The following is a 19,359-nucleotide window of genomic DNA, read 5'->3' on the forward strand; positions in this document are numbered from 1 at the left end:
GCGCACTTTGCGGTTAATTTTACTTTTTTACAATTAAAACTAACTTTTTATTCCATCGGGAATCGTACATTTATAGTATAAAAGTTTGTTATTAACTTTAAATAAAGAAATTCTTTATTATTTTTACCACATAATTTAAGCAGACTATGAGTTCTAACTTTGATAAATTTCAAAAACGCAGGTTAATTTCCTCTTATTTTTCGGTAGTATTAAGTGTATTCTTGGTTTTATTCCTTTTGGGAGTACTAGGATTATTCATCATTAATTCTAAACAATTGGCCGACGATTTTAAAGAAAAAATCGCCATGACGGTTTTCTTCAAAAATGAAGCAAACGACAGTATTATCAAAGCATTTAACACTGAACTTAAAAGAGCTCCTTTTGCGAGATCTTTTGTTTATGTAACGAAAGAAAAAGCAGCGAAAGAGCATACTGATATTATCGGAGAAGATTTCTTAACCTTTTTGGGAGAAAATCCGTTATTGAATTCATACGACATTCACTTAAAAGCAGACTATGTAGAAAGAGACAGCATCGTTAAGATTGAAAGTAACTTTCGCAAAAACGCTATGATTTCAGATATTGTTTACGACAAACAATTGGTAAATCTGGTAAACGACAATATTAGAAAAGTAAGTATGTGGATTTTAATTATCAGCGGTTTCTTAACTGTAATTGCTGTTTTATTAATCAATAGTTCACTTCGTTTATCAATACATTCAAATCGTTTTATCATCAAAACCATGCAGATGGTTGGCGCTACAAAAGCGTTTATTCGTAAGCCATTTGTAATGCGAAGCATAAAACTTGGAATGCTTGGTGCTGGTTTGGCAATTATTGCTTTAATCGCACTTTTACTATATGTAGACACTAATTTCCCTGGTTTAGGAATTCTAGAAGACAAAGCTTTAACTGGTTTAGTTTTGGTTGCCGTTTTCGGATTGGGAGTTTTAATTACTTGGGTTAGTACGCATTTTGCAACACAACGTTTCTTGAATTTAAGAACAGACGATCTTTACTAAAAGTATACAGTCGCAGTTTATAGTTTACAGTTAAAAAATAAAAAATGAAAGACAACAATAAAGAACAACAAGTTCAAAAACAAGAATTCCTTTTTGACGGCATTAATTATAAAATCCTTTTAATCGGAATTGCGGTTATAGCACTTGGATTTATTTTAATGTCTGGTGGAGGAAGTAAAGATCCAAATGTTTTTAATGAAGACATTTTTAGCTTTAGACGTATTCGTTTAGCACCAACAACTGTTTTAATCGGTTTCGGAATCACGATTTATTCTATATTTAAAAAATCAAAATAAATAAAATAGATTTAAGATCATTTGTCCCCCTGAGCGAAGTCGAAGGGCAATCTGAAATCTAAAATCTGAAATCTAAAATTCTAAATGAACACATTACAAGCTATTGTTCTTGCCATTATTGAAGGAATTACAGAGTTTTTGCCTGTTTCTTCAACAGGTCACATGATTATTGCCTCTTCATTTTTTGGAATCGCTCATGATGATTTCACTAAACTTTTTACCATTGTAATTCAGCTTGGCGCGATACTTTCGGTTGTAATTTTATACTTCAAACGTTTCTTTCAAACTTTTGATTTTTACTTTAAACTTTTAGTCGCTTTCATTCCAGCAGTTGTTTTAGGATTATTGCTAAGCGATTTTATTGATGGTTTATTAGAAAATCCAGTAACGGTTGCGGTTTCTCTTTTAATTGGAGGAATTATTTTATTGAAAGTTGACGAATGGTTTAACAATCCAAATACAGCTGAAACCTCTCAAGAAATCAGTTATTTGCAAGCTTTCAAAATTGGATTATTTCAATGTATTGCTATGATTCCTGGAGTTTCTCGAAGCGGAGCTAGTATTGTTGGAGGTATGTCTCAAAAATTATCAAGAACTACAGCTGCAGAATTTTCATTTTTCTTAGCCGTTCCAACTATGTTAGGAGCAACTGCAAAAAAATGTTACGACTATTACAAAGCTGGATTCGAATTGTCTCACGACCAAGTAAATATGCTTGTTATCGGAAATATTGTTGCTTTTGCCGTAGCGCTTTTAGCAATAAAAACTTTCATCGGATTTTTGACTAAAAACGGATTCAAAGTTTTTGGTTATTACCGAATTATTGCTGGAATCATTTTATTATTGATTCACTTTTTCATTCATCCGCTTACTATTATATAATGACACCCGAAGAATATTTAGAAGGTCAGGTTTTATTGATTGACAAACCTTTAAAATGGAGTTCATTTCAAGCTGTCAATAAATTAAAATACCTTTTAATTAATAAAGTTGGACTTCCAAAAAAGTTCAAAATTGGACACGCAGGAACTTTAGATCCATTAGCGACTGGACTTTTATTAATCTGTACAGGAAAATTCACTAAAAGAATTGCAGAGCTTCAAGGTCAGGCAAAAGAATATACGGGTACATTTTATATTGGAGCCACTACTCCATCTTACGATTTAGAAACCGAAATCGATCAAACCTTCCTAACAGAACATATTGACGAAGCTTTGATTCATGAAACGGTAAAACAATTTTTAGGCGAAATCGACCAGAAACCACCTATTTTTTCTGCTATTAAAAAAGATGGCGTTCGTTTATACGAACACGCACGTGCAGGTGAAACGGTAGAAATTGCCAGCAGAAAAACTACGATTCACGAATTTGAAATTACAAGAATTGCATTGCCAGAAATAGATTTTAGAGTGGTTTGTTCTAAAGGAACATACATTCGTTCTCTAGCTTACGATTTCGGAAAAGCAATGAATTCTGGTTCGCATTTAACTGTTTTACGCCGAACTAAAATTGGCGATTACGATGTGAAAAATGCGATCGATATTACTTTATTTGAAGAAAGCTTAAAATAAAAAAGCACATTACTTTTTTATATAGTAATGTGCCAGGCTCTTTCTTAAATAAGTAATTTTATTTCATACTTACTTAAATTCAATAGTGAGGCACATTCTTTCCTCCAAATAAAAATGTAGAGAAGAAATCATAAAACCTTTCGAATAACTTTTTCATAATAGTGTATTTTAATTATTAAACATTAAATAAACACCAATAAAAAGAGTAAATCTGAAAGTTATAATAGATGTGGGATTAGTTTTACTAAGTTACAAAAATATATTGAAGTCAAAAAGACTTTAAGACAATTTTATTAACAAAATATCTGTTTATCAACGAATTAATCCGATTAAAGGCGATTATACTTGATGTTTTCCATAATTTCGACTAATTCTTCCTGAACTGAAATTCCTTTATCTGCTAAGTACCATAACTGCAAATCGGTTTTTATTTTCTCATCGATTGCGCCAACTTCTCTTTTGTGTTTTGCCATTAATTCGGTTGCGCCTTTTGGTCTTGGTCCCCAATCGGCACGCACAATTCCGGCTTCTTTACAAATAACAATTATTTTCGGAATTGCTCTTCCTCCATTAGTTAAATAATGATTCATCAAATCATCATTTTCATCGCGAAATGCAATTCTGAGTTCAACTTTTTTATTGGAAGCCAAAGCCATTTTATTTAAAATTGGAAGAATTTGCGCTGCATCTCCGCACCAGCCTTCTGAAAGAACTAACCAAATATAATGATTGTCCAAGTTTTGAAGTTTAGTTGCAATCTCATCAGAAACGGTCATTGTTTTCTCCAATCTGTTCATTCGAGCTTCATTCAATTTAGAATAATTGGTAAGACTTTCTGATTGTTCGTTTCCTGTTGATTTCCCTTCAGACAATAAATCGGTTACTATTTTTCTATATTCAACATAAGGATGACTATTAAATAATGCTTTGGCTACGATGCTTTTCATATTTGTTTCGCTTTTAGGATACAATAAAAATACAAATTTTTCAAATGACGGAGAAATGACATTTATCAGATTTAAATTAAATAACTGTAAAGCCGTTTTAAACCTAAAATTGTAGTAGCAATTAATTTTTTGCAAACATTATTTTTAAAAATCAGAATATGTCTATATTTGCACAAATTAACGCAACACACACATGAAATATAAAAGGATTCTTCTAAAACTTAGCGGCGAAGCCCTAATGGGTGATTTACAATACGGTATTGACCCGAAAAGATTAGGCGAATATGCTGATGAAATCAAGCAGATTCACGACAAAGGAGTAGAAATTGCTATTGTTATTGGAGGAGGAAATATTTTTAGAGGCGTTGCCGGAGCAAGCTCAGGAATGGACAGAGTGCAAGGAGATTACATGGGAATGCTTGCAACTGTTATTAACGGAATGGCTTTGCAAGGCGCTCTTGAAGATAAGGGAATGAAAACGCGTCTGCAGACGGCTTTGAAAATGGAATCTATTGCAGAACCATACATTAAAAGAAGAGCTGACCGCCACCTTGAAAAAGGTAGAATTGTAATTTTTGGTGCCGGAACTGGAAATCCATATTTTACAACAGATACAGCAGCAGTTTTAAGAGGTATCGAAATCAATGCTGATGTTATCCTTAAAGGAACTCGTGTTGATGGTGTTTACGATTCTGATCCAGAGAAAAATGCTTCTGCAGTGAAATTTGATTTTATCTCTTTTGACGACGTCCTTAAAAAAGGATTAAATGTAATGGACACAACTGCTTTTACATTAAGCCAAGAAAATAAATTGCCAATCGTTGTTTTTGATATGAATAAAATCGGAAACCTTTTGAAAATCTGCGAAGGCGAAAATATCGGAACTGTAGTAAATATATAGTCGTCAGTAACAGTTTACAGTCGCATACCGACTTTTGCTGAAAACTGAGAATGAAAACTGAAAACAAAAAAAAATGACTGAAGAAATAGACTTTATTTTAGAAAGTACTGAGGAATCAATGAATGGTACTATTGCACACTTAGAGAAAGAATTTCTTAATATTCGTGCAGGGAAAGCTTCTCCAGCTATGCTTGGAGGTGTTTTTGTAGATTATTACGGATCTGCAACGCCGCTTTCTCAAGTATCTAAAATCAGTGTTCCAGATGCTAGAACAATTACATTACAGCCATTTGAAAAAAATATGCTGCAAGCAATTGAAAAAGCTATCATGATCGCTAACATTGGTTTTAACCCAATGAACAATGGTGATATGGTGATCATCAGCGTACCGCCTTTAACAGAAGAGCGTCGTCGCGATTTGGCTAAACAAGCTAAATCTGAAGCTGAAGATGCTAAAATTGGTATTCGTAACTCTCGTAAAGATGCTAATACTGATATCAAAAAATTAGAGAAAGAAGGAACTTCAGAAGATATCTGTAAATCTGCAGAAGAAGAAGTTCAGAACTTAACAAACGCTTTCATCAAAAAAATTGATGAGTTATTAGTTGCAAAAGAAGCTGAAATCATGAAGGTATAACCTTTAGATTGATATTAAATAAAAAATCCGTTTGGTTTATTGTGCCAGACGGATTTTTTTATTGCTATTTTTGCATACGAAAATTAAATTCTTTTCGTTTCTGAAACTATATCATTCTGTATGAAGCTATTTTGTTTTTTGACTTTGTTTTTTACGCTTACTCTTCAAGCGCAAATTCAAATAAACGGAATCGTAACCGATTCAAACAACAAACCTCTTCCGTTTGCCACCATTACTACCTCAGAAAACAATAACACGATTACAGATATTGATGGGAAATTTATTTTCAAAATTAGTTCTTCTGCAACAACACTAACGGTTTCTTATATTGGTTTTAAAACCAAAACAATGGCTTTGCTGAATAGCAAAACCTATTATGCTGTTTCGCTTTTGCAACAGACAGATGACTTAAAAGAAGTTGTTGTTTCTAATGAAAATCCTGCTTTAACAATTATCAAAAAAGTTATTGCTAATAAATTGACAAACGATCCGCAGAAAAAGCTCAATAATTTTGAATATAAAACCTACAACAAACTTATTGTAACTGCCAATCCCGATTCTATTGACGGCCGAATTGATACTTCTGGCGCTTATAAAGACTTAAAAAAGAAAATCATAAACATCGATTCTTCCGATTATAAGTTTAAAGAAATTGTAAGCAAACAGCATTTGTTTCAAACGGAGAAAGTTTCTCAATATCAGTTTGGAAACAATAAGCTAAAAGAAACAGTTCTGGGAACCAAAATAGCAGGTTTCAAACAGCCTATTTATGAAGTTCTGGCTTTCAACCTTCAATCCATTTCGATTTACGATTCTAAATATGAATTATTCGAAACTAAATACGAAAATCCGATTTCGAAAAATGCGCCTTTAAATTATAATTACAAACTCTTAGACACTGTTAGCGTAAAAGGTCGCGACACTTACATGATTTACTTTAAAAATAAATCAAACCATAGAGCTTCTGGTTTAGAAGGGGTTTTATATATCGATAAAGAAAATTTTGCTATCGCGAAAGCTGTAATGCGTATAAAAGGCGTTTTGGACATTAGCGGAATTCACGAGTTTGAATATATTCCGAAAGAAAAAATATGGTTTCAGAGTAATACCACTTTTAAAATTGTAAAAGGTAAAAATGAAGATGATATTCGAATTTTAGGTGGTACAATTCAATTTGATGGAGATATTGAGGAGAATTTCGAACAAAGAAAAAAAGTGGCTTCAGATTTCACTTATTTACTTTCTGAAAGCAATAGTTTTGATGTTCGCGTGAATACCAATAACCCGATAAAAGATCCTTCGCTTTATATCGAAATTAAAGACGATGCGGCCAAAAAACCAGAAAGTTTCTGGGAAGCTTACCGAAAGGAAAATCTTGATTTAAAAAGCCAAAAAACATATCAATTGCTAGACAGTCTTTCTATTCGAAATCGAATCGAAAAACGCTTAGGAATTGGACGAAAAATCATTAATGGCTTCTACCCGATTGGCCCTATCGATTTGGATTTGAAAAAGATTATAAGTTATAATAATTATGAAGGTTTTCGTCTTGGCGTAGGCGGAATTACAAACGATCATTTCTCTAAAAACTTCCGATTAGAAGCTTATACTGCTTACGGAACAAAAGATGGTGTTTTCAAATACAGTACTGGCGGCGGGGTTTTATTAGATAAACACACCAACACTTGGTTCAATGCTTATTATGCAGATGATGTCCGAGAAATTGCGAGTACCGTTTTTGCAGTTGACAAACGTGTTTTTAAAATCTATGATCCACGTCCGATCAATATTAGTACATTTTATGAATATACAGGATGGCGTGCCAATGTGCAAACCAAAGTAATTCCTAAAACTGAAGCCGTTTTAGAGCTTTCTAGAAATAATATCGAGCCGAAATTTGATTACCTCTACAACTTAAACGGAAAATTATATTCGAACTACATCATGACCACGGCAATGCTTTCTATTGTTTGGGCTCCTTTTAGCAATTATATGCAGACTCCTTCTGGAAGAACAGAAAGCGATAAAAAGTTCCCGAGATTTACTCTTCAATACACGCAGTCTCTTCCAAATGTTTTTGATAATGATTTCACTTTTAGTAAAATAGATTTTAAAGCCGAATACGAAAAACAGTATTTAAACCGTCAGAAAACAAGTTTGCTTTTACAAGCAGGTTATGCCATGGGCGACGTTCCTATTACGCATTTGTACAACACAGCTCCGAATAACTTAACAAAGGAAACGGTAATTCAGCGTATCACTTTTGCAGGTAGAAACTCTTTTGAAACGATGTTTTTTAACGAGTTCTTTTCAAGCCAATATTTGATGTTTCAAATTAAGCATGGTTTTGATAGAATTAGAATCATGAAGAAAGTTCGCCCGTCATTGGTTTTAGTTACCAGAATGGCTTGGGGAAGCATGGAAAATCCAGAACAGCATGTTGGCCCAACTTACAAAACGCTCGATAAAGGTTTTTTTGAATCAGGAATTGAGTTGAACCGAATTTTTAAAGGTATTGGTTTAGGTGGATTCTACAGATATGGACCAAATCAGTTATTAAGATTTGAAGACAATATTGCAGTTAAGATTTCTTATATGCTTGATTTGGGACTTTAGATTTAAATTCTAAATTACTTACGAAGATTCCTCGTTCCTCGGAATGGCAAAATAAACTCACTATTACCTTAAAGAAAAATCCCAAACTCCAACAATCAATTGGAATTTGGGATTTTATTTTTATTGAAATTTTAAATCTTTATGGTTTAAGAATCAAAACTGAAGGCGAATTATTCAACCAAATGCTTTGAGATTCTATCAATTTTTTCCAGCTATCTAAGCTGATAATCATTAAATCTTGACTCTCTAAAAATTCTTTTTTCAGAGTCCGATCATTCATAATCATAATGTGATTTGGTGCAATTTGCTCAATAGAACGAATCGTTTCCTGAATTTCACGATTGTTTTTCACTTCTCCACCGGCATCTAAAACCGTAATCTGAGAGCCATTATTATTGATTAGTTTTTTAGCATACTCAATTAAAAAAGCATCTTCTTTGCTAAAAACAGGCATTAAAACTTGATTGACTTCTTCAAAATTTTTATCAATAAAAATTCCGACCGGCATTTTAGATTTTGTAATAATATGACGCGTTCTTTCATCAAAAGGAGAATTTTCAAACAATCCTTCTTTTCCTGTAAACTTATCAATCAAACGATCTGGATTTACAATTCTAGTGGTAAATCCAAGAATTTTTCCAAGCAAAGTCCCATCAAAAATAGATTGTCCTAAACCAACCAGCAATAAATCATATTCTCCTTGATTTGCCGTATCAATTATATCAGAATCTATATCATTCGAAACCTTAAATAGACTGAGTATATTTTGATTTAACCGTTGCGATTCTTCCACAACCGGAAGCAGCATTTTGCGCTCATGTTCTTTTACATCAAAAGAATGCACCTCGGTACTTAAAGACAAATGCATTGCCGTTACGATAGAATTATCTCCTTGTTTCTTAACTAAACTATTGGCGATTTGAAGTAATTTTTTTCCTTTTTCTGGAGTTGCAAACGAAAGCAGAATCTTGTATTTGCTTTTACTTCCAATTTCTTGCTGAACTGCTGTAATTTTATCTTTGAAAATAAATCCAATAAAATCTAATGCCGGGCCAGTCATAAAAGTAGTTACCAATGCCATAATTACCATCATAGTAAAGATTTCGGTTGACAATACTCCAAGATCATAACCAATATTTAAAACTACGAGTTCCATTAAACCTCTCGTGTTCATTAAAGCTCCAATGGCTAAACTGTCTTTCCAGTTTTGTCCCATAAATTTGGCAGCCAAAGCACTTCCGAAGAATTTACCAACTACGGCAACCAAAATAATCAAACCTGTAATTTTCCATAATTCAGGATCGTTCAATAATCCGATTTGTGTACGCAAACCTGTAAATACGAAGAATAATGGTAAAAGAACAATGATCGAAACGTCTTCAACTTTTTCGATAAATATATTTCTGAATTTATTGTTTTCTGGCATAATCGCTCCAGCCAAAAAAGCTCCGAACAAAGCGTGGATTCCGATTAACTCAGATGCATAAGCAGAAATTAAAAGTGTAATAAAGAAAATTGCAACAACTGGTTTATTCAAACTTTCGCGCGTTGCATTTAAGTCTCCTACTCTTTTCAAGAACGGACGAACGATTTTTAGCATGATAATCACATACAAAATCGCCATTCCGATTACGTAAAGAGAACTTGCCAACGAACCCGCTTTTACAATTGCAATAACAACGGCCAAAATACACCAAGCGGTAATATCGTCTGCAGCGGCGCAAGTAATTGCAATGGTTCCTAGTTTTGTTTTCTGCATACCGCGTTCTTGAACTATTCTAGCCAAAACCGGAAAAGCAGTAATACTCATGGCGATTCCCATAAATAATCCGAAAGAAGAAAACTCTACTCCCAGCGGGGCATAAGTTTCATAAATAAAAAATGCTAATGATAAACCTAAAGCAAACGGAATTACAATACTAGCGTGACTGATTACAACGGCATCATGCGCTTTATTTTTTAGGACTTTCAAATCCAATTCCATTCCGATGACAAACATGAAAAGAATTAAACCGATTTGGCTTAAGAACTGTAAATTACCTAAAGATGCTGCTGGAAACAAAGTTGCGGAAAACTCTGGAAAATACATTCCGACCAAAGAAGGTCCTAAAACAATTCCAGCAATCATTTCACCAATTACCGACGGCTGTCCGATTTTTCTAAAAAACCATCCAAACAAACGAGCAACTAAAATGATGGTTACGATCTGCGCCAATAAAATAGCTAATGGATGCTGCAGATTTTCGACCATCGAATGAAGAAAGTCTTTCCAATGATTACTTTCTACACTTTTCTTTACAATATTGCGCCCCACTTCTAATGATGCGCCTTTTGAAATTACCCAATATATTAGCGCTGTAAATCCACCAATAACCGTTACATAGAATAGAGAGTTCCTAATTTTATTCATAAACTCGTTCTTTAGATTTAATTAACGCAAATATCCGCACTGTGAATTTAGTGAAAAAGTAATTCACTTTTTAATTTCAGTCGCATGTAACAAGTCGGGAAAAAATTGTAATAAGTTTTAAAGTTTTACTTTCTTTAAAAAATCAGCTCTATAGGTTTCGCTTAAGATTAGCGTGGTATTTTTATTATTTTCTTCTAAATGATGCAGGACAATTTCGTTATGATTAAAAAACTTAATTGCTTTCACAGCCACAATTTCTTTTTTATTAACTCGGCAGAAATCGGCATCAGGCAATTCGTTCAAAAGTGTATCGAATTTTACATTTTTCAAATTCAAAAAACTTCCATCAGTAAGCAAAACCGTTTTATCTCGGCTATCGCTGGCGGCAGTTTTTATGTATTGAATTTTATTAAAATACAGCAACGTTTTTCCTTTGTCAGTATTCAGCTGAATGAATTTTTTATCTGAATTTGATTTTTCAAAACGCTCCAAAGCTTTGGCGATCGCTTTTTGCAAACGCTCCAATTTTACAGGTTTTGTAATATAATCTACGGCATCAATATTAAAAGCTTCGGCTGCATATTCTTTATACGCCGTGCAAAAAATCACCAATTTATCTTGCAATTTTTCAGCCAAATGCAGGCCGTCAATTCCGGGCATTTCAATATCCGAAATCAATAGATCAAAATCAAGGTTCGAAAAATCAGACAAAAGTTTTTCAGGATTATTAAACGTTTTTACGATTTCCAATTCTGGAATTTGTTCGCAAAGCATTTTTAGGTAAGTCAATCCTGGAAGTTCATCGTCCAGCAGCAAGCATTTCAGTTTTGTATTCAAGTAAATCAATTTTTAGATGGGCAATATAAACATCGTTTTCTATAAACCTATCAAGTTTGAAATTATTCTTATAAATAATGCGAAGACGGTGCTCAAGCGTTGCATGGCCAAAACCGCTTCGTTCCTTTTTCAGCACTTTTTTATCTGAGATTTTATTTGAAACCGTCATAAAAAAAGCATTGTTTTTAAATTCAAAAACTACCGAAATAAAAGCATCTGCGCTTTGAAGATCGGCGTGTTTAAAAGCATTTTCAATTAAATCAATCGAAATTAATGGCGCAAGCAAAGGCTGATCGTACAATTTATCTTCTTCGTTGATATTGGTTTTTACTTTCAACTCAAAAAGCGGACTGATTTTGATTTTATTGATTTCGATTAAATTCAATGCAAAATCAATTTCTTCTTTTGCTGTTACGAATTTCTTTTTGCTTTCGTATAAAATATAATCCAAAACATTCGCCAGCTTATCCAAAGCAAAATAAGTCTGATATGCATGCGACTGAATCGAATTTAGAATATTCTTAAACAAATGCGGATTTAGTTTCGATTCTAAATTTTCCAACTGCAAATCGTTGACCTTAGATTCTAAAGTATAAAAACTTTTTTCGGCATCGTCTTTTGCTTTTTTGGTTTGCATTAATTGATAAATCATGAAGCAAATGATGACAATTAAAAGCAAAAGAATGGCTAGAAAAATGAAAGTTGTAGTATTATTTTGTTGCATCGTTGCCTGTTTATTTTTTATTTCAAATTACAATAACCGTTTTTTTTGATTGTAAATTAATTGCAAATATGGCAAAAGCTGACGACTAAACGGCAAAAAGCATGTAAATTATCCTATTTTTAAAGATGTGGTATTTTGTGTTAACATAAAGTAAAATAGAACGGAATATTTATGATTTCGAGCACTTTTCACTACATTTGCATCCATTTTTTAAAGATGTTATGAAAAACGCTATTAAAGTTGGATTTTGGGAAAAGTTAGCCCGAATTATACTTAAAAACAGAATTACGATTCTGGTTATACTTTCTGTTTTAACCCTTTTCTTCGGTTATCAGTGGAAAAATCTTGCCATGACTTATACAGAAGCTAACTTGCTTCCGAAAGATCATATTGCGAACAAGGATTATCAAAAATTCCTAGATAAGTTTGGCGAGGAAGGAAATCTTATCGTTATTGGTTTTAAAGATCCAAAATTCTTTACTCCAAAAAACTACGCCGCTTGGAATGAAATGATGACAGGTTTGAAAAAATCTAAAGAAGTTGATTTGGTAGTTTCTTTAAACGATTTGAAAAAACTGGAAAAAGATACGGTTAACGAAAAATTTGTTTTAGCACCTTTCATTGACCAAAGTAAAGTTCTAGATCCTGATTATTTAAAAAGAATTCAGCACGAATTATTCAATAATTTGCCTTTTTACGAAGGTCTTTTATTCAACAAAGAAAGCGGAAGTATTCGTTCTGCAGTTTACATCAACAAAAATTTGGTGAATACTGCCAACAGAAAGACTTTTATTCTTGAAAATCTAGTTCCTAAAATCAATAAATTCGAAAAAACAACTGGAATTGATTTGAAAGTTTCGGGAATGCCGTACATCAGAACGATCAATGCTGACAATATGAAAGGCGAAATCGGACTTTTCATTGGAGCATCTTTATTGACAGTTTCATTGATTTTCTTTTTCTTTTTCCGTTCGTTTAGAGCAACTTTTATTTCGGTTGTTATTTTAATTGTCGGCGTAACGTGGTCTTTTGGAACACTTGGATTATTCGGATATAAAATCACAATTTTAACAGCTATCATTCCGCCGCTGATTATCGTAATCGGAATTACAAACTGTATTTTCTTGATTAATAAATATCAGCAGGAAATAAAAATTCATAACAATCAGGCAAAAGCATTACAGCGTGTTATTTCAAAAATTGGACATTCGACTTTCATGACCAATTTAACGGCTGCAATTGGTTTTGCAACTTTGATGATTACAGGAAACGAATTGCTGTTTGAATTCGGATTGGTAACTTCTATCAACGTGCTTTCTGTTTATACTTTGACACTTTTTATCGTGCCGATTATTTACAGTTTTATGCCGTTGCCAAAAGCAAAACACTTATATCACTTAGACAAAACTTACATTTCGACACTTTTAAACACAGTTACAACTATCGTTAAAGGCAAAAAAACGATCGTTTATTGCATTTATGCTGTTCTGTTTATCGTGAGTTTGAATGGAGTTAGACAAATGAAAGTTTCGGGAAGTTTGATTGGTGAAATGCCAAAAAGCGCTTCTTTCTTTAAAGATATTTTATTTTACGAAAAGGAATTTAACGGAGTAATGCCTCTTGAAATTATGGTCGACACCAAAAAGAAAAAAGGTGTTATGAAGGCTTCGACAATTCGTAAAATGGATGAATTGCAGAGTACAATTGCTGAAATTCCAGAATTGGCAAAACCAGTTTCTGTGGTAAATTTGGTGAAATATTCTAAACAGGCTTTCTACAACGGAAACCCAGAATATTACCAATTACCGACTTCGCAAGAGCAAACTTTTATTTTGAGCTATGCTAAAAATGCGACTAAAAACAGTAAGGAAAACTTAATGAAAGCTTACGTTGATTCGACTGGACAATATGCTAGAATTACAACTTTCATGAAAGATATCGGAACAGATGAAATGGCGAAAGTAGAAGGAAAACTTCGCAAAAAAATTGACGAAATTTTCCCGAAAGACCGTTTTGAAGTTACGATTACAGGAAAAGCATTGGTTTTCCAAAAAGGAACAACTTATTTGGCGCACAACTTAATCGAATCGTTGCTTTTTGCGATTGCAACTATTGCAATTTTGATGCTGTATTTATTCCGTTCTTTCAAAATGGTATTGGCTTCTTTGATTACGAATATTTTACCGCTTTGTATTACTTCTGGATTAATGGGTTATTTCGGAATTCCGTTAAAACCGTCAACGATTTTGGTATTTAGTATCGCTTTCGGAATCTCGGTAGATAATGCCATTCAGTTTATGGCGAAATACAAAGATGAATTGACTCAAAATAAAGGAAAAGTAAAAAAATCTGTTTTCAGCGCTTTAAGAGAAACTGGAGTAAGTACTTTCTACACTTCTATCGTTTTGATTTTAGGTTTTGCAACATTCACTTTATCAAGTTTCAGCGGAACAATTGCTTTAGGAGGATTAATTTCTTGTACTTTGGTTTTTGCGATGTTTGCTAACTTGGTAGTTTTACCATCGTTGGTTTTAACTTTCGAAAAGAAGAAAACGAAGAAAGAGGATTTGGAGAATTTGCAGAAGTAGAGTTTTTTTTTGCCACGAATTTCACGAATTGACGCGAATTAATTTCGATAACAAATGAGATCAAAACTGAGTTTAATTGAGTTTAGAAATCAAATTAAAGAAAATACGGTAATTGGAAATCCAAAACTTAAATTAATTAGTCCTTTTAGTTTATTCAGAATATTTAGAGATTTTTCAAAGCCTTTTTATGGAAATTTTGATGATTCAACATTTCGTTTAACAACGAATTCAACTGTTTCTCCATCATTTTTCATTATTAAAGGCAATTATAAAACAGTTAACAGAACATTACACATCAATTACAATATTGAACCGACACATAAATTCCAGACAATTTGGCTAAAATATTATCCGCTTGTTGCATTTATATTGTTCAACTCAGTATTTATCAGCCAAGAAGAAGTTCCTTTACAAGTATATGTAATCTTTAATTTGTTCGTTGTCCTTTCAATACTTTTAACACGATGGATCCCTAAAAGAAAAAGGAGAAATTTAGAAAAGAAATTTACTGAAATATTTGAGATTATAGTCCAATAGCATACCGATATTTCCATAATCTTATCATTTCTATGGATGAGAAATCTCCGCAAGTAGTTCCGCATAGTAATTATAACTTTGTCAAGTTTCTTACGAAGATTTCTCCTTCGTCGAAATGACAAAAATGGACATAAAACAAACCTATAAAAAATTCAACTTCTCAAATTAATTATTATCGATTATATTTGCAGTTGTTCAAAATGAATATTACTTAATATCAATTATATATAAAAATGAAACACACAAAAGTTAGAGACTTATTAAACAGTACGACGACGTTACAGGAAGTGAATGCAAAAGGTTGGGTGAGAACTTTTAGAAATAATCAGTTCATCGCTTTAAATGACGGTTCTACAATTAATAATATTCAATGTGTTGTTGATTTTGAAAATACACCAGAAGAAACTTTAAAAAGAATCACTACTGGAGCTGCAGTTTCTGTAATTGGAACTTTAGTTGAAAGTAAAGGTGCTGGTCAGAAATACGAAATTCAGGTTAACAAACTTGAAATTCTTGGAGATTCTGATGCTGAAAAATTCCCAATGCAACCTAAAAAACACTCTTTAGAATTTTTACGTGAAAACGCTCACTTGCGTGTACGTACAAATGCTTTTGGAGCAATTATGCGTGTGCGTTCGGTATTGTCTTATGCGGTTCACAGCTATTTCCAACAAAAAGGTTTCGTGTATGTAAACACGCCAATCATTACTGGAGCTGATGCTGAAGGTGCTGGAGAAATGTTCCAAGTAACATCTTTGCCACTTGACAATCTTCCTAAAAATGAAGAAGGAAACATTGATTTCAAAAAAGATTTCTTTGGAAAACATACAAACTTGACAGTTTCTGGACAATTAGAAGGTGAAACTTTCGCCATGGCTTTGGGTCAGATTTATACTTTTGGACCAACGTTTAGAGCAGAAAACTCAAACACTTCTCGTCACTTGGCAGAATTCTGGATGATCGAGCCTGAAGTTGCTTTCAACGACCTTGATGACAACATGGATTTGGCTGAAGATTTTATTCAGTATGTAATTAAATATGCTTTAGACAACTGTAAAGATGATTTGGCTTTCTTAGAAGGAAGACTTTTAGAAGAAGAAAAATCAAAACCACAAGCAGAAAGAAGCGAAATGGCGTTGTTGGAAAAACTAAACTTCGTTTTAGAGAACAACTTCAAACGTGTTTCTTATACTGAAGCAATTGACATTTTAAGAGATTCAACTCCAAATAAAAAGAAGAAATTCCAATACCTTATCACAGAATGGGGAGCTGATTTACAATCAGAACACGAGCGTTATTTAGTAGAAAAACACTTTAAATGTCCGGTAATTTTATACGATTACCCAGCAAACATTAAAGCGTTTTACATGCGTTTGAATGACAACACAGAACCAGGAAGAGAAACAGTTCGCGCAATGGACATCCTTTTCCCTGGAATTGGAGAAATCGTTGGTGGTTCTGAAAGAGAAGAGCGTTACGATGTTCTAGTTCAGAAAATGGAAGCTCTTGGAATTGATAAAGAAGAATTATACTGGTACTTAGACACCAGAAGATTCGGTTCTGCAACACACGCAGGTTTCGGTTTAGGATTTGAGCGTTTAGTATTGTTTGTAACAGGAATGACAAACATTAGAGACGTAATTCCTTTCCCAAGAACTCCTGGAAGCGCGGAATTTTAACATATAAGGTTCATTGCCACAAAGGCACAAAGACGCAAAGTTTATTTTAAAAATTTTGCTTAATTAAAAATTGAAATAAAAATACCACGAAGACACAAAAAAGTCAATGCTGTATTTTTATTAAATCAAATTCGCGTCTTTGTGCCTTCGTGGCAAAACCAAAAAAACATGCTCTCTGAAAGAATAGAAGAAATTGGAAAAATAATTATAAACGCTGCATTCAAAGTTCACAAACAACTTGGTCCTGGATTATTAGAAAGAGTTTATGAAGTTTGTTTAGCTCATGAAATCGCTAAAGCTGGTCTAGATGTAAAACGTCAAGTTGATATTCCGATCGTTTATGACGGAATTGTATTTACTGAGGGATTAAGATTAGATTTATTGATCGAGGATTCTATAATCATAGAAATAAAAGCAGTTGAACAAATTAATCCGGTTTGGGAAGCACAAATTATAAGTCAGTTAAAATTACTAGACAAAGATTTAGGTTACTTAATTAATTTTAATGTGCCACTAATTAAAAGTGGCATAAGAAGATTCATAAACACAAAGAGAGTGTTTTAAAGTTTAACAAAAGCCCTTGGGCAAAAAAATAAAAAACTTAGCGCCTTCGCGCCTTAGTGGCTAAAAAATAGCGCCTTATTATGCTAAAGCAATTTTTAAATTTAAAATTATCCCAAAAATTATCTCCACAGCAAATTCAGCTGATGAAGTTAATTCAATTGCCTACGCAAGCTTTTGAACAACGTTTATTAGAAGAAATGAACGAAAATCCAGCACTTGAAGCTGGAAAAGAAGAAGAATACGAAGCTGATGATTACGCTAATGAAGACTACGACGATTACGATGATGCAGAATCTGACAGAATCGAAGCAGACGATATTAATATTGACGAATACTTAAGCGACGACGATACGCCTGATTACAAAACTCAGGTAAATAATTATAGTGATGACGAGGAACGCGAAACTCCTTTTGCGGCTCCGATTAGTTTTCACCAGGATTTAATCAATCAGTTGAATACTTTTATTTTGAATGAAGAAGAGCGCGAAATCGCTGAATTCTTAGTAGGAAGTATTGACGACATGGGTTACATCCGCAGAAGCATTCCAGACATTGTTGACGACATGGCTTTTACTCAGGGAATTTACACTGATGAAGCAATGGTCGAAAAAATGATGACTGTAATTCACGAATTAGAACCTTCAGGAGTTGGCGCGCGTGACTTGCAGGAATGTTTATTATTGCAATTAAAACACAAAACACCAACTGAATATGTTGATTTAGCGATTGACATTATAGAAAATCAGTTTGATGCTTTTACGAAGAAACATTACGACAAATTATTACAGAAATATAGCATTTCGAACGAACAGCTTAAAAAAGCCATTCACGAAATTGAACGTTTGAATCCGAAACCAGGTGGTTCTTTTACAGGAAACAACAAAGTAACGGAGAATATCGTTCCAGACTTTGCCATCAGAATTGTAGATGGCGAGTTAGAATTGACTTTAAACGGTCGTAACGCTCCTTCTTTGCACGTTTCTAAAGATTATCAAGAAATGATGCAGACGTATAAAGAATCTCGTGATAAATCGACTGCACAGAAAGATGCAGTTCAGTTTATCAAACAAAAACTGGATTCTGCAAAATGGTTTATCGATGCGATCAGACAGCGTCAGGAAACACTTTTTGTAACAATGAATGCAATTATGCATTATCAAGAAGAATATTTCTTAGATGGTGACGAAACCAAACTAAAACCAATGATCTTAAAAGATATTGCGGATATGGTTGGTTTGGATATTTCGACAATTTCACGTGTGGCCAACAGCAAATATGTTGAAACACCATACGGAACAAAACTGATTAAAGAATTCTTCTCTGAAGCCATGAAAAATGATCAGGGAGAAGATGTTTCGACTTTAGAAATCAAAAAAATTCTTCAAAATACAATTGAGGAAGAAGATAAGAGAAAACCGCTTCCAGACGATCAATTGGCTGAAATCTTAAAAGAAAAAGGTTATCCAATTGCTAGAAGAACAATTGCTAAATACCGTGAACAACTTGATATTCCGGTAGCTAGAATGAGAAAGAAAATTTAATTTTCACAAATAAAAAACCCGACAAATTTAAAATCTGTCGGGTTTCTTTTTACTTTTAATTTTATTTGTATTGATCTGGCTGAATCTTCACATCAAATAAAAATGCTTTCTTTTTATCGCTGTAATGATAAATCAAATCATAATCGTTATCTCTAAAAACTTTTAAGCCTGGATTTGCTTTTGCTGTACTGATAAGACTTTTTTCAATTTCTTCTTTTATCACATTTACCTCAGCAGTTTCTTTTGCAACATTCAATAATGTCAAATTGTACTGAACTACTCTTCCTTCTGGAAGACTCACGCTATCTAAACGCATTCCCTCTTGAATATTTAACGGGCAGCTTTTATTATATTTTGCAACTAGTTCTTTAACTTCATTATTTACTTCATCAGCATTTTTGTCAAGATAAAACTGAAAATATGCCACTAAAGCAACCGCAATTCCAATCAATATCAACAATAAAATATTCTGTTTTCTCATACTTTGTA

General features: G+C 33.2%; 17 protein-coding genes. 12 read left to right on the top strand and 5 right to left on the bottom strand.

Going from position 1 to position 19,359, the window contains the following annotated elements; all coding sequences use genetic code 11:
• The first annotated feature begins 146 nt into the window (after positions 1-146).
• The 4 genes from ACE01P_RS08560 (at position 147) to truB (ending at position 2,889) form a co-directional block, all read left to right on the top strand.
• Positions 147-1,022 carry a cell division protein FtsX gene (locus ACE01P_RS08560; RefSeq protein WP_379696238.1) on the top strand — a complete coding sequence of 292 codons (876 nt, stop codon included), beginning with the start codon at positions 147-149 and terminating at the stop codon, positions 1,020-1,022.
• Positions 1,023-1,066: 44 nt separating this feature from the next.
• Complete coding sequence (locus ACE01P_RS08565) at positions 1,067-1,318, top strand: DUF3098 domain-containing protein (protein ID WP_379696241.1); 252 nt, start codon at positions 1,067-1,069, stop codon at positions 1,316-1,318.
• Between the two features lie 84 nt (positions 1,319-1,402).
• On the top strand, positions 1,403-2,200 hold the full coding sequence (locus tag ACE01P_RS08570) for an undecaprenyl-diphosphate phosphatase (RefSeq protein ID WP_379696244.1): 798 nt from the start codon (positions 1,403-1,405) through the stop codon (positions 2,198-2,200).
• Positions 2,200-2,889, top strand: coding sequence for a tRNA pseudouridine(55) synthase TruB (truB, locus tag ACE01P_RS08575; RefSeq protein WP_379696246.1), 690 nt, complete (start codon positions 2,200-2,202; stop codon positions 2,887-2,889). Before ACE01P_RS08570 ends, truB begins: the two co-directional genes overlap by 1 nt.
• A gap of 329 nt (positions 2,890-3,218) precedes the next feature.
• Here the strand turns inward: truB and ACE01P_RS08580 are convergent, their stop codons facing one another.
• Positions 3,219-3,836, bottom strand: coding sequence for a thioredoxin family protein (locus ACE01P_RS08580; protein ID WP_379696249.1), 618 nt, complete (start codon positions 3,834-3,836; stop codon positions 3,219-3,221).
• A 193-nt stretch (positions 3,837-4,029) separates the two neighbouring features.
• On the opposite strand from ACE01P_RS08580, the gene pyrH reads away from it, so the two are divergent.
• The 3 genes from pyrH to ACE01P_RS08595 all read left to right on the top strand — a co-directional run bounded on the left by pyrH (position 4,030) and on the right by ACE01P_RS08595 (position 7,990).
• The gene (gene pyrH, locus ACE01P_RS08585) at positions 4,030-4,737 is read left to right on the top strand and encodes a UMP kinase (protein ID WP_111425130.1); all 708 of its coding nucleotides are present in this window, start codon (positions 4,030-4,032) and stop codon (positions 4,735-4,737) included.
• Positions 4,738-4,810: 73 nt separating this feature from the next.
• Positions 4,811-5,374, top strand: a complete 564-nt coding sequence (frr, locus tag ACE01P_RS08590; protein WP_379696253.1) for a ribosome recycling factor — start codon at positions 4,811-4,813, stop codon at positions 5,372-5,374.
• 120 nt (positions 5,375-5,494) lie between these two features.
• A complete protein-coding gene (locus ACE01P_RS08595) occupies positions 5,495-7,990 on the top strand; it encodes a DUF5686 family protein (RefSeq protein ID WP_379696256.1) in 2,496 nt (831 codons plus the stop codon).
• 139 nt (positions 7,991-8,129) lie between these two features.
• Here ACE01P_RS08595 and ACE01P_RS08600 read toward each other — a convergent pair whose 3' ends face one another.
• From ACE01P_RS08600 to ACE01P_RS08610, 3 genes are all read right to left on the bottom strand, one after another.
• Positions 8,130-10,400 carry a cation:proton antiporter gene (locus ACE01P_RS08600; protein ID WP_379696258.1) on the bottom strand — a complete coding sequence of 757 codons (2,271 nt, stop codon included), beginning with the start codon at positions 10,398-10,400 and terminating at the stop codon, positions 8,130-8,132.
• A 117-nt stretch (positions 10,401-10,517) separates the two neighbouring features.
• A complete protein-coding gene (locus ACE01P_RS08605; protein ID WP_379696261.1) occupies positions 10,518-11,237 on the bottom strand; it encodes a LytR/AlgR family response regulator transcription factor in 720 nt (239 codons plus the stop codon).
• On the bottom strand, positions 11,200-11,961 hold the full coding sequence (locus ACE01P_RS08610; protein ID WP_379696264.1) for a sensor histidine kinase: 762 nt from the start codon (positions 11,959-11,961) through the stop codon (positions 11,200-11,202). Before ACE01P_RS08610 ends, ACE01P_RS08605 begins: the two co-directional genes overlap by 38 nt.
• A gap of 221 nt (positions 11,962-12,182) precedes the next feature.
• Here ACE01P_RS08610 and ACE01P_RS08615 point away from each other — a divergent pair, with 221 nt between their 5' ends.
• The 5 genes from ACE01P_RS08615 to rpoN all read left to right on the top strand — a co-directional run bounded on the left by ACE01P_RS08615 (position 12,183) and on the right by rpoN (position 18,870).
• Positions 12,183-14,549, top strand: coding sequence for an RND family transporter (locus ACE01P_RS08615; RefSeq protein WP_379696267.1), 2,367 nt, complete (start codon positions 12,183-12,185; stop codon positions 14,547-14,549).
• A 54-nt stretch (positions 14,550-14,603) separates the two neighbouring features.
• Positions 14,604-15,086 (top strand): hypothetical protein, encoded by a 483-nt coding sequence (locus ACE01P_RS08620; RefSeq protein ID WP_379696270.1) that lies wholly within the window; start codon positions 14,604-14,606, stop codon positions 15,084-15,086.
• 233 nt (positions 15,087-15,319) lie between these two features.
• Positions 15,320-16,765 carry an asparagine--tRNA ligase gene (gene asnS / locus ACE01P_RS08625; RefSeq protein WP_281231660.1) on the top strand — a complete coding sequence of 482 codons (1,446 nt, stop codon included), beginning with the start codon at positions 15,320-15,322 and terminating at the stop codon, positions 16,763-16,765.
• 168 nt (positions 16,766-16,933) lie between these two features.
• Positions 16,934-17,329, top strand: a complete 396-nt coding sequence (locus ACE01P_RS08630) for a GxxExxY protein (protein ID WP_379696273.1) — start codon at positions 16,934-16,936, stop codon at positions 17,327-17,329.
• A gap of 80 nt (positions 17,330-17,409) precedes the next feature.
• Positions 17,410-18,870, top strand: coding sequence for an RNA polymerase factor sigma-54 (gene rpoN / locus ACE01P_RS08635; RefSeq protein WP_379696275.1), 1,461 nt, complete (start codon positions 17,410-17,412; stop codon positions 18,868-18,870).
• A 61-nt stretch (positions 18,871-18,931) separates the two neighbouring features.
• Here rpoN and ACE01P_RS08640 read toward each other — a convergent pair whose 3' ends face one another.
• The gene (locus ACE01P_RS08640; protein ID WP_379696278.1) at positions 18,932-19,351 is read right to left on the bottom strand and encodes a hypothetical protein; all 420 of its coding nucleotides are present in this window, start codon (positions 19,349-19,351) and stop codon (positions 18,932-18,934) included.
• Between the last annotated feature and the right edge of the window lie 8 nt (positions 19,352-19,359).

The sequence above is a fragment of the Flavobacterium sp. HJSW_4 genome (assembly GCF_042436695.1).
Classification (GTDB): Bacteria; Bacteroidota; Bacteroidia; order Flavobacteriales; family Flavobacteriaceae; genus Flavobacterium.

Excerpts from the sequence above, each read along its gene's own strand:
- ACE01P_RS08560 (WP_379696238.1), top strand. The coding sequence starts at position 147 with ATGAGTTCTAACTTTGATAAATTTCAAAAACGCAGGTTAATTTCCTCT.
- ACE01P_RS08620 (WP_379696270.1), top strand. The coding sequence starts at position 14,604 with ATGAGATCAAAACTGAGTTTAATTGAGTTTAGAAATCAAATTAAAGAA.
- frr (WP_379696253.1), top strand. The coding sequence starts at position 4,811 with ATGACTGAAGAAATAGACTTTATTTTAGAAAGTACTGAGGAATCAATG.
- pyrH (WP_111425130.1), top strand. The coding sequence starts at position 4,030 with ATGAAATATAAAAGGATTCTTCTAAAACTTAGCGGCGAAGCCCTAATG.
- rpoN (WP_379696275.1), top strand. The coding sequence starts at position 17,410 with ATGCTAAAGCAATTTTTAAATTTAAAATTATCCCAAAAATTATCTCCA.
- ACE01P_RS08580 (WP_379696249.1), bottom strand. The coding sequence starts at position 3,836 with ATGAAAAGCATCGTAGCCAAAGCATTATTTAATAGTCATCCTTATGTT.
- truB (WP_379696246.1), top strand. The coding sequence starts at position 2,200 with ATGACACCCGAAGAATATTTAGAAGGTCAGGTTTTATTGATTGACAAA.
- ACE01P_RS08615 (WP_379696267.1), top strand. The coding sequence starts at position 12,183 with ATGAAAAACGCTATTAAAGTTGGATTTTGGGAAAAGTTAGCCCGAATT.
- ACE01P_RS08595 (WP_379696256.1), top strand. The coding sequence starts at position 5,495 with ATGAAGCTATTTTGTTTTTTGACTTTGTTTTTTACGCTTACTCTTCAA.
- ACE01P_RS08570 (WP_379696244.1), top strand. The coding sequence starts at position 1,403 with ATGAACACATTACAAGCTATTGTTCTTGCCATTATTGAAGGAATTACA.
- ACE01P_RS08600 (WP_379696258.1), bottom strand. The coding sequence starts at position 10,400 with ATGAATAAAATTAGGAACTCTCTATTCTATGTAACGGTTATTGGTGGA.
- ACE01P_RS08640 (WP_379696278.1), bottom strand. The coding sequence starts at position 19,351 with ATGAGAAAACAGAATATTTTATTGTTGATATTGATTGGAATTGCGGTT.
- ACE01P_RS08565 (WP_379696241.1), top strand. The coding sequence starts at position 1,067 with ATGAAAGACAACAATAAAGAACAACAAGTTCAAAAACAAGAATTCCTT.
- ACE01P_RS08630 (WP_379696273.1), top strand. The coding sequence starts at position 16,934 with ATGCTCTCTGAAAGAATAGAAGAAATTGGAAAAATAATTATAAACGCT.
- asnS (WP_281231660.1), top strand. The coding sequence starts at position 15,320 with ATGAAACACACAAAAGTTAGAGACTTATTAAACAGTACGACGACGTTA.
- ACE01P_RS08610 (WP_379696264.1), bottom strand. The coding sequence starts at position 11,961 with ATGCAACAAAATAATACTACAACTTTCATTTTTCTAGCCATTCTTTTG.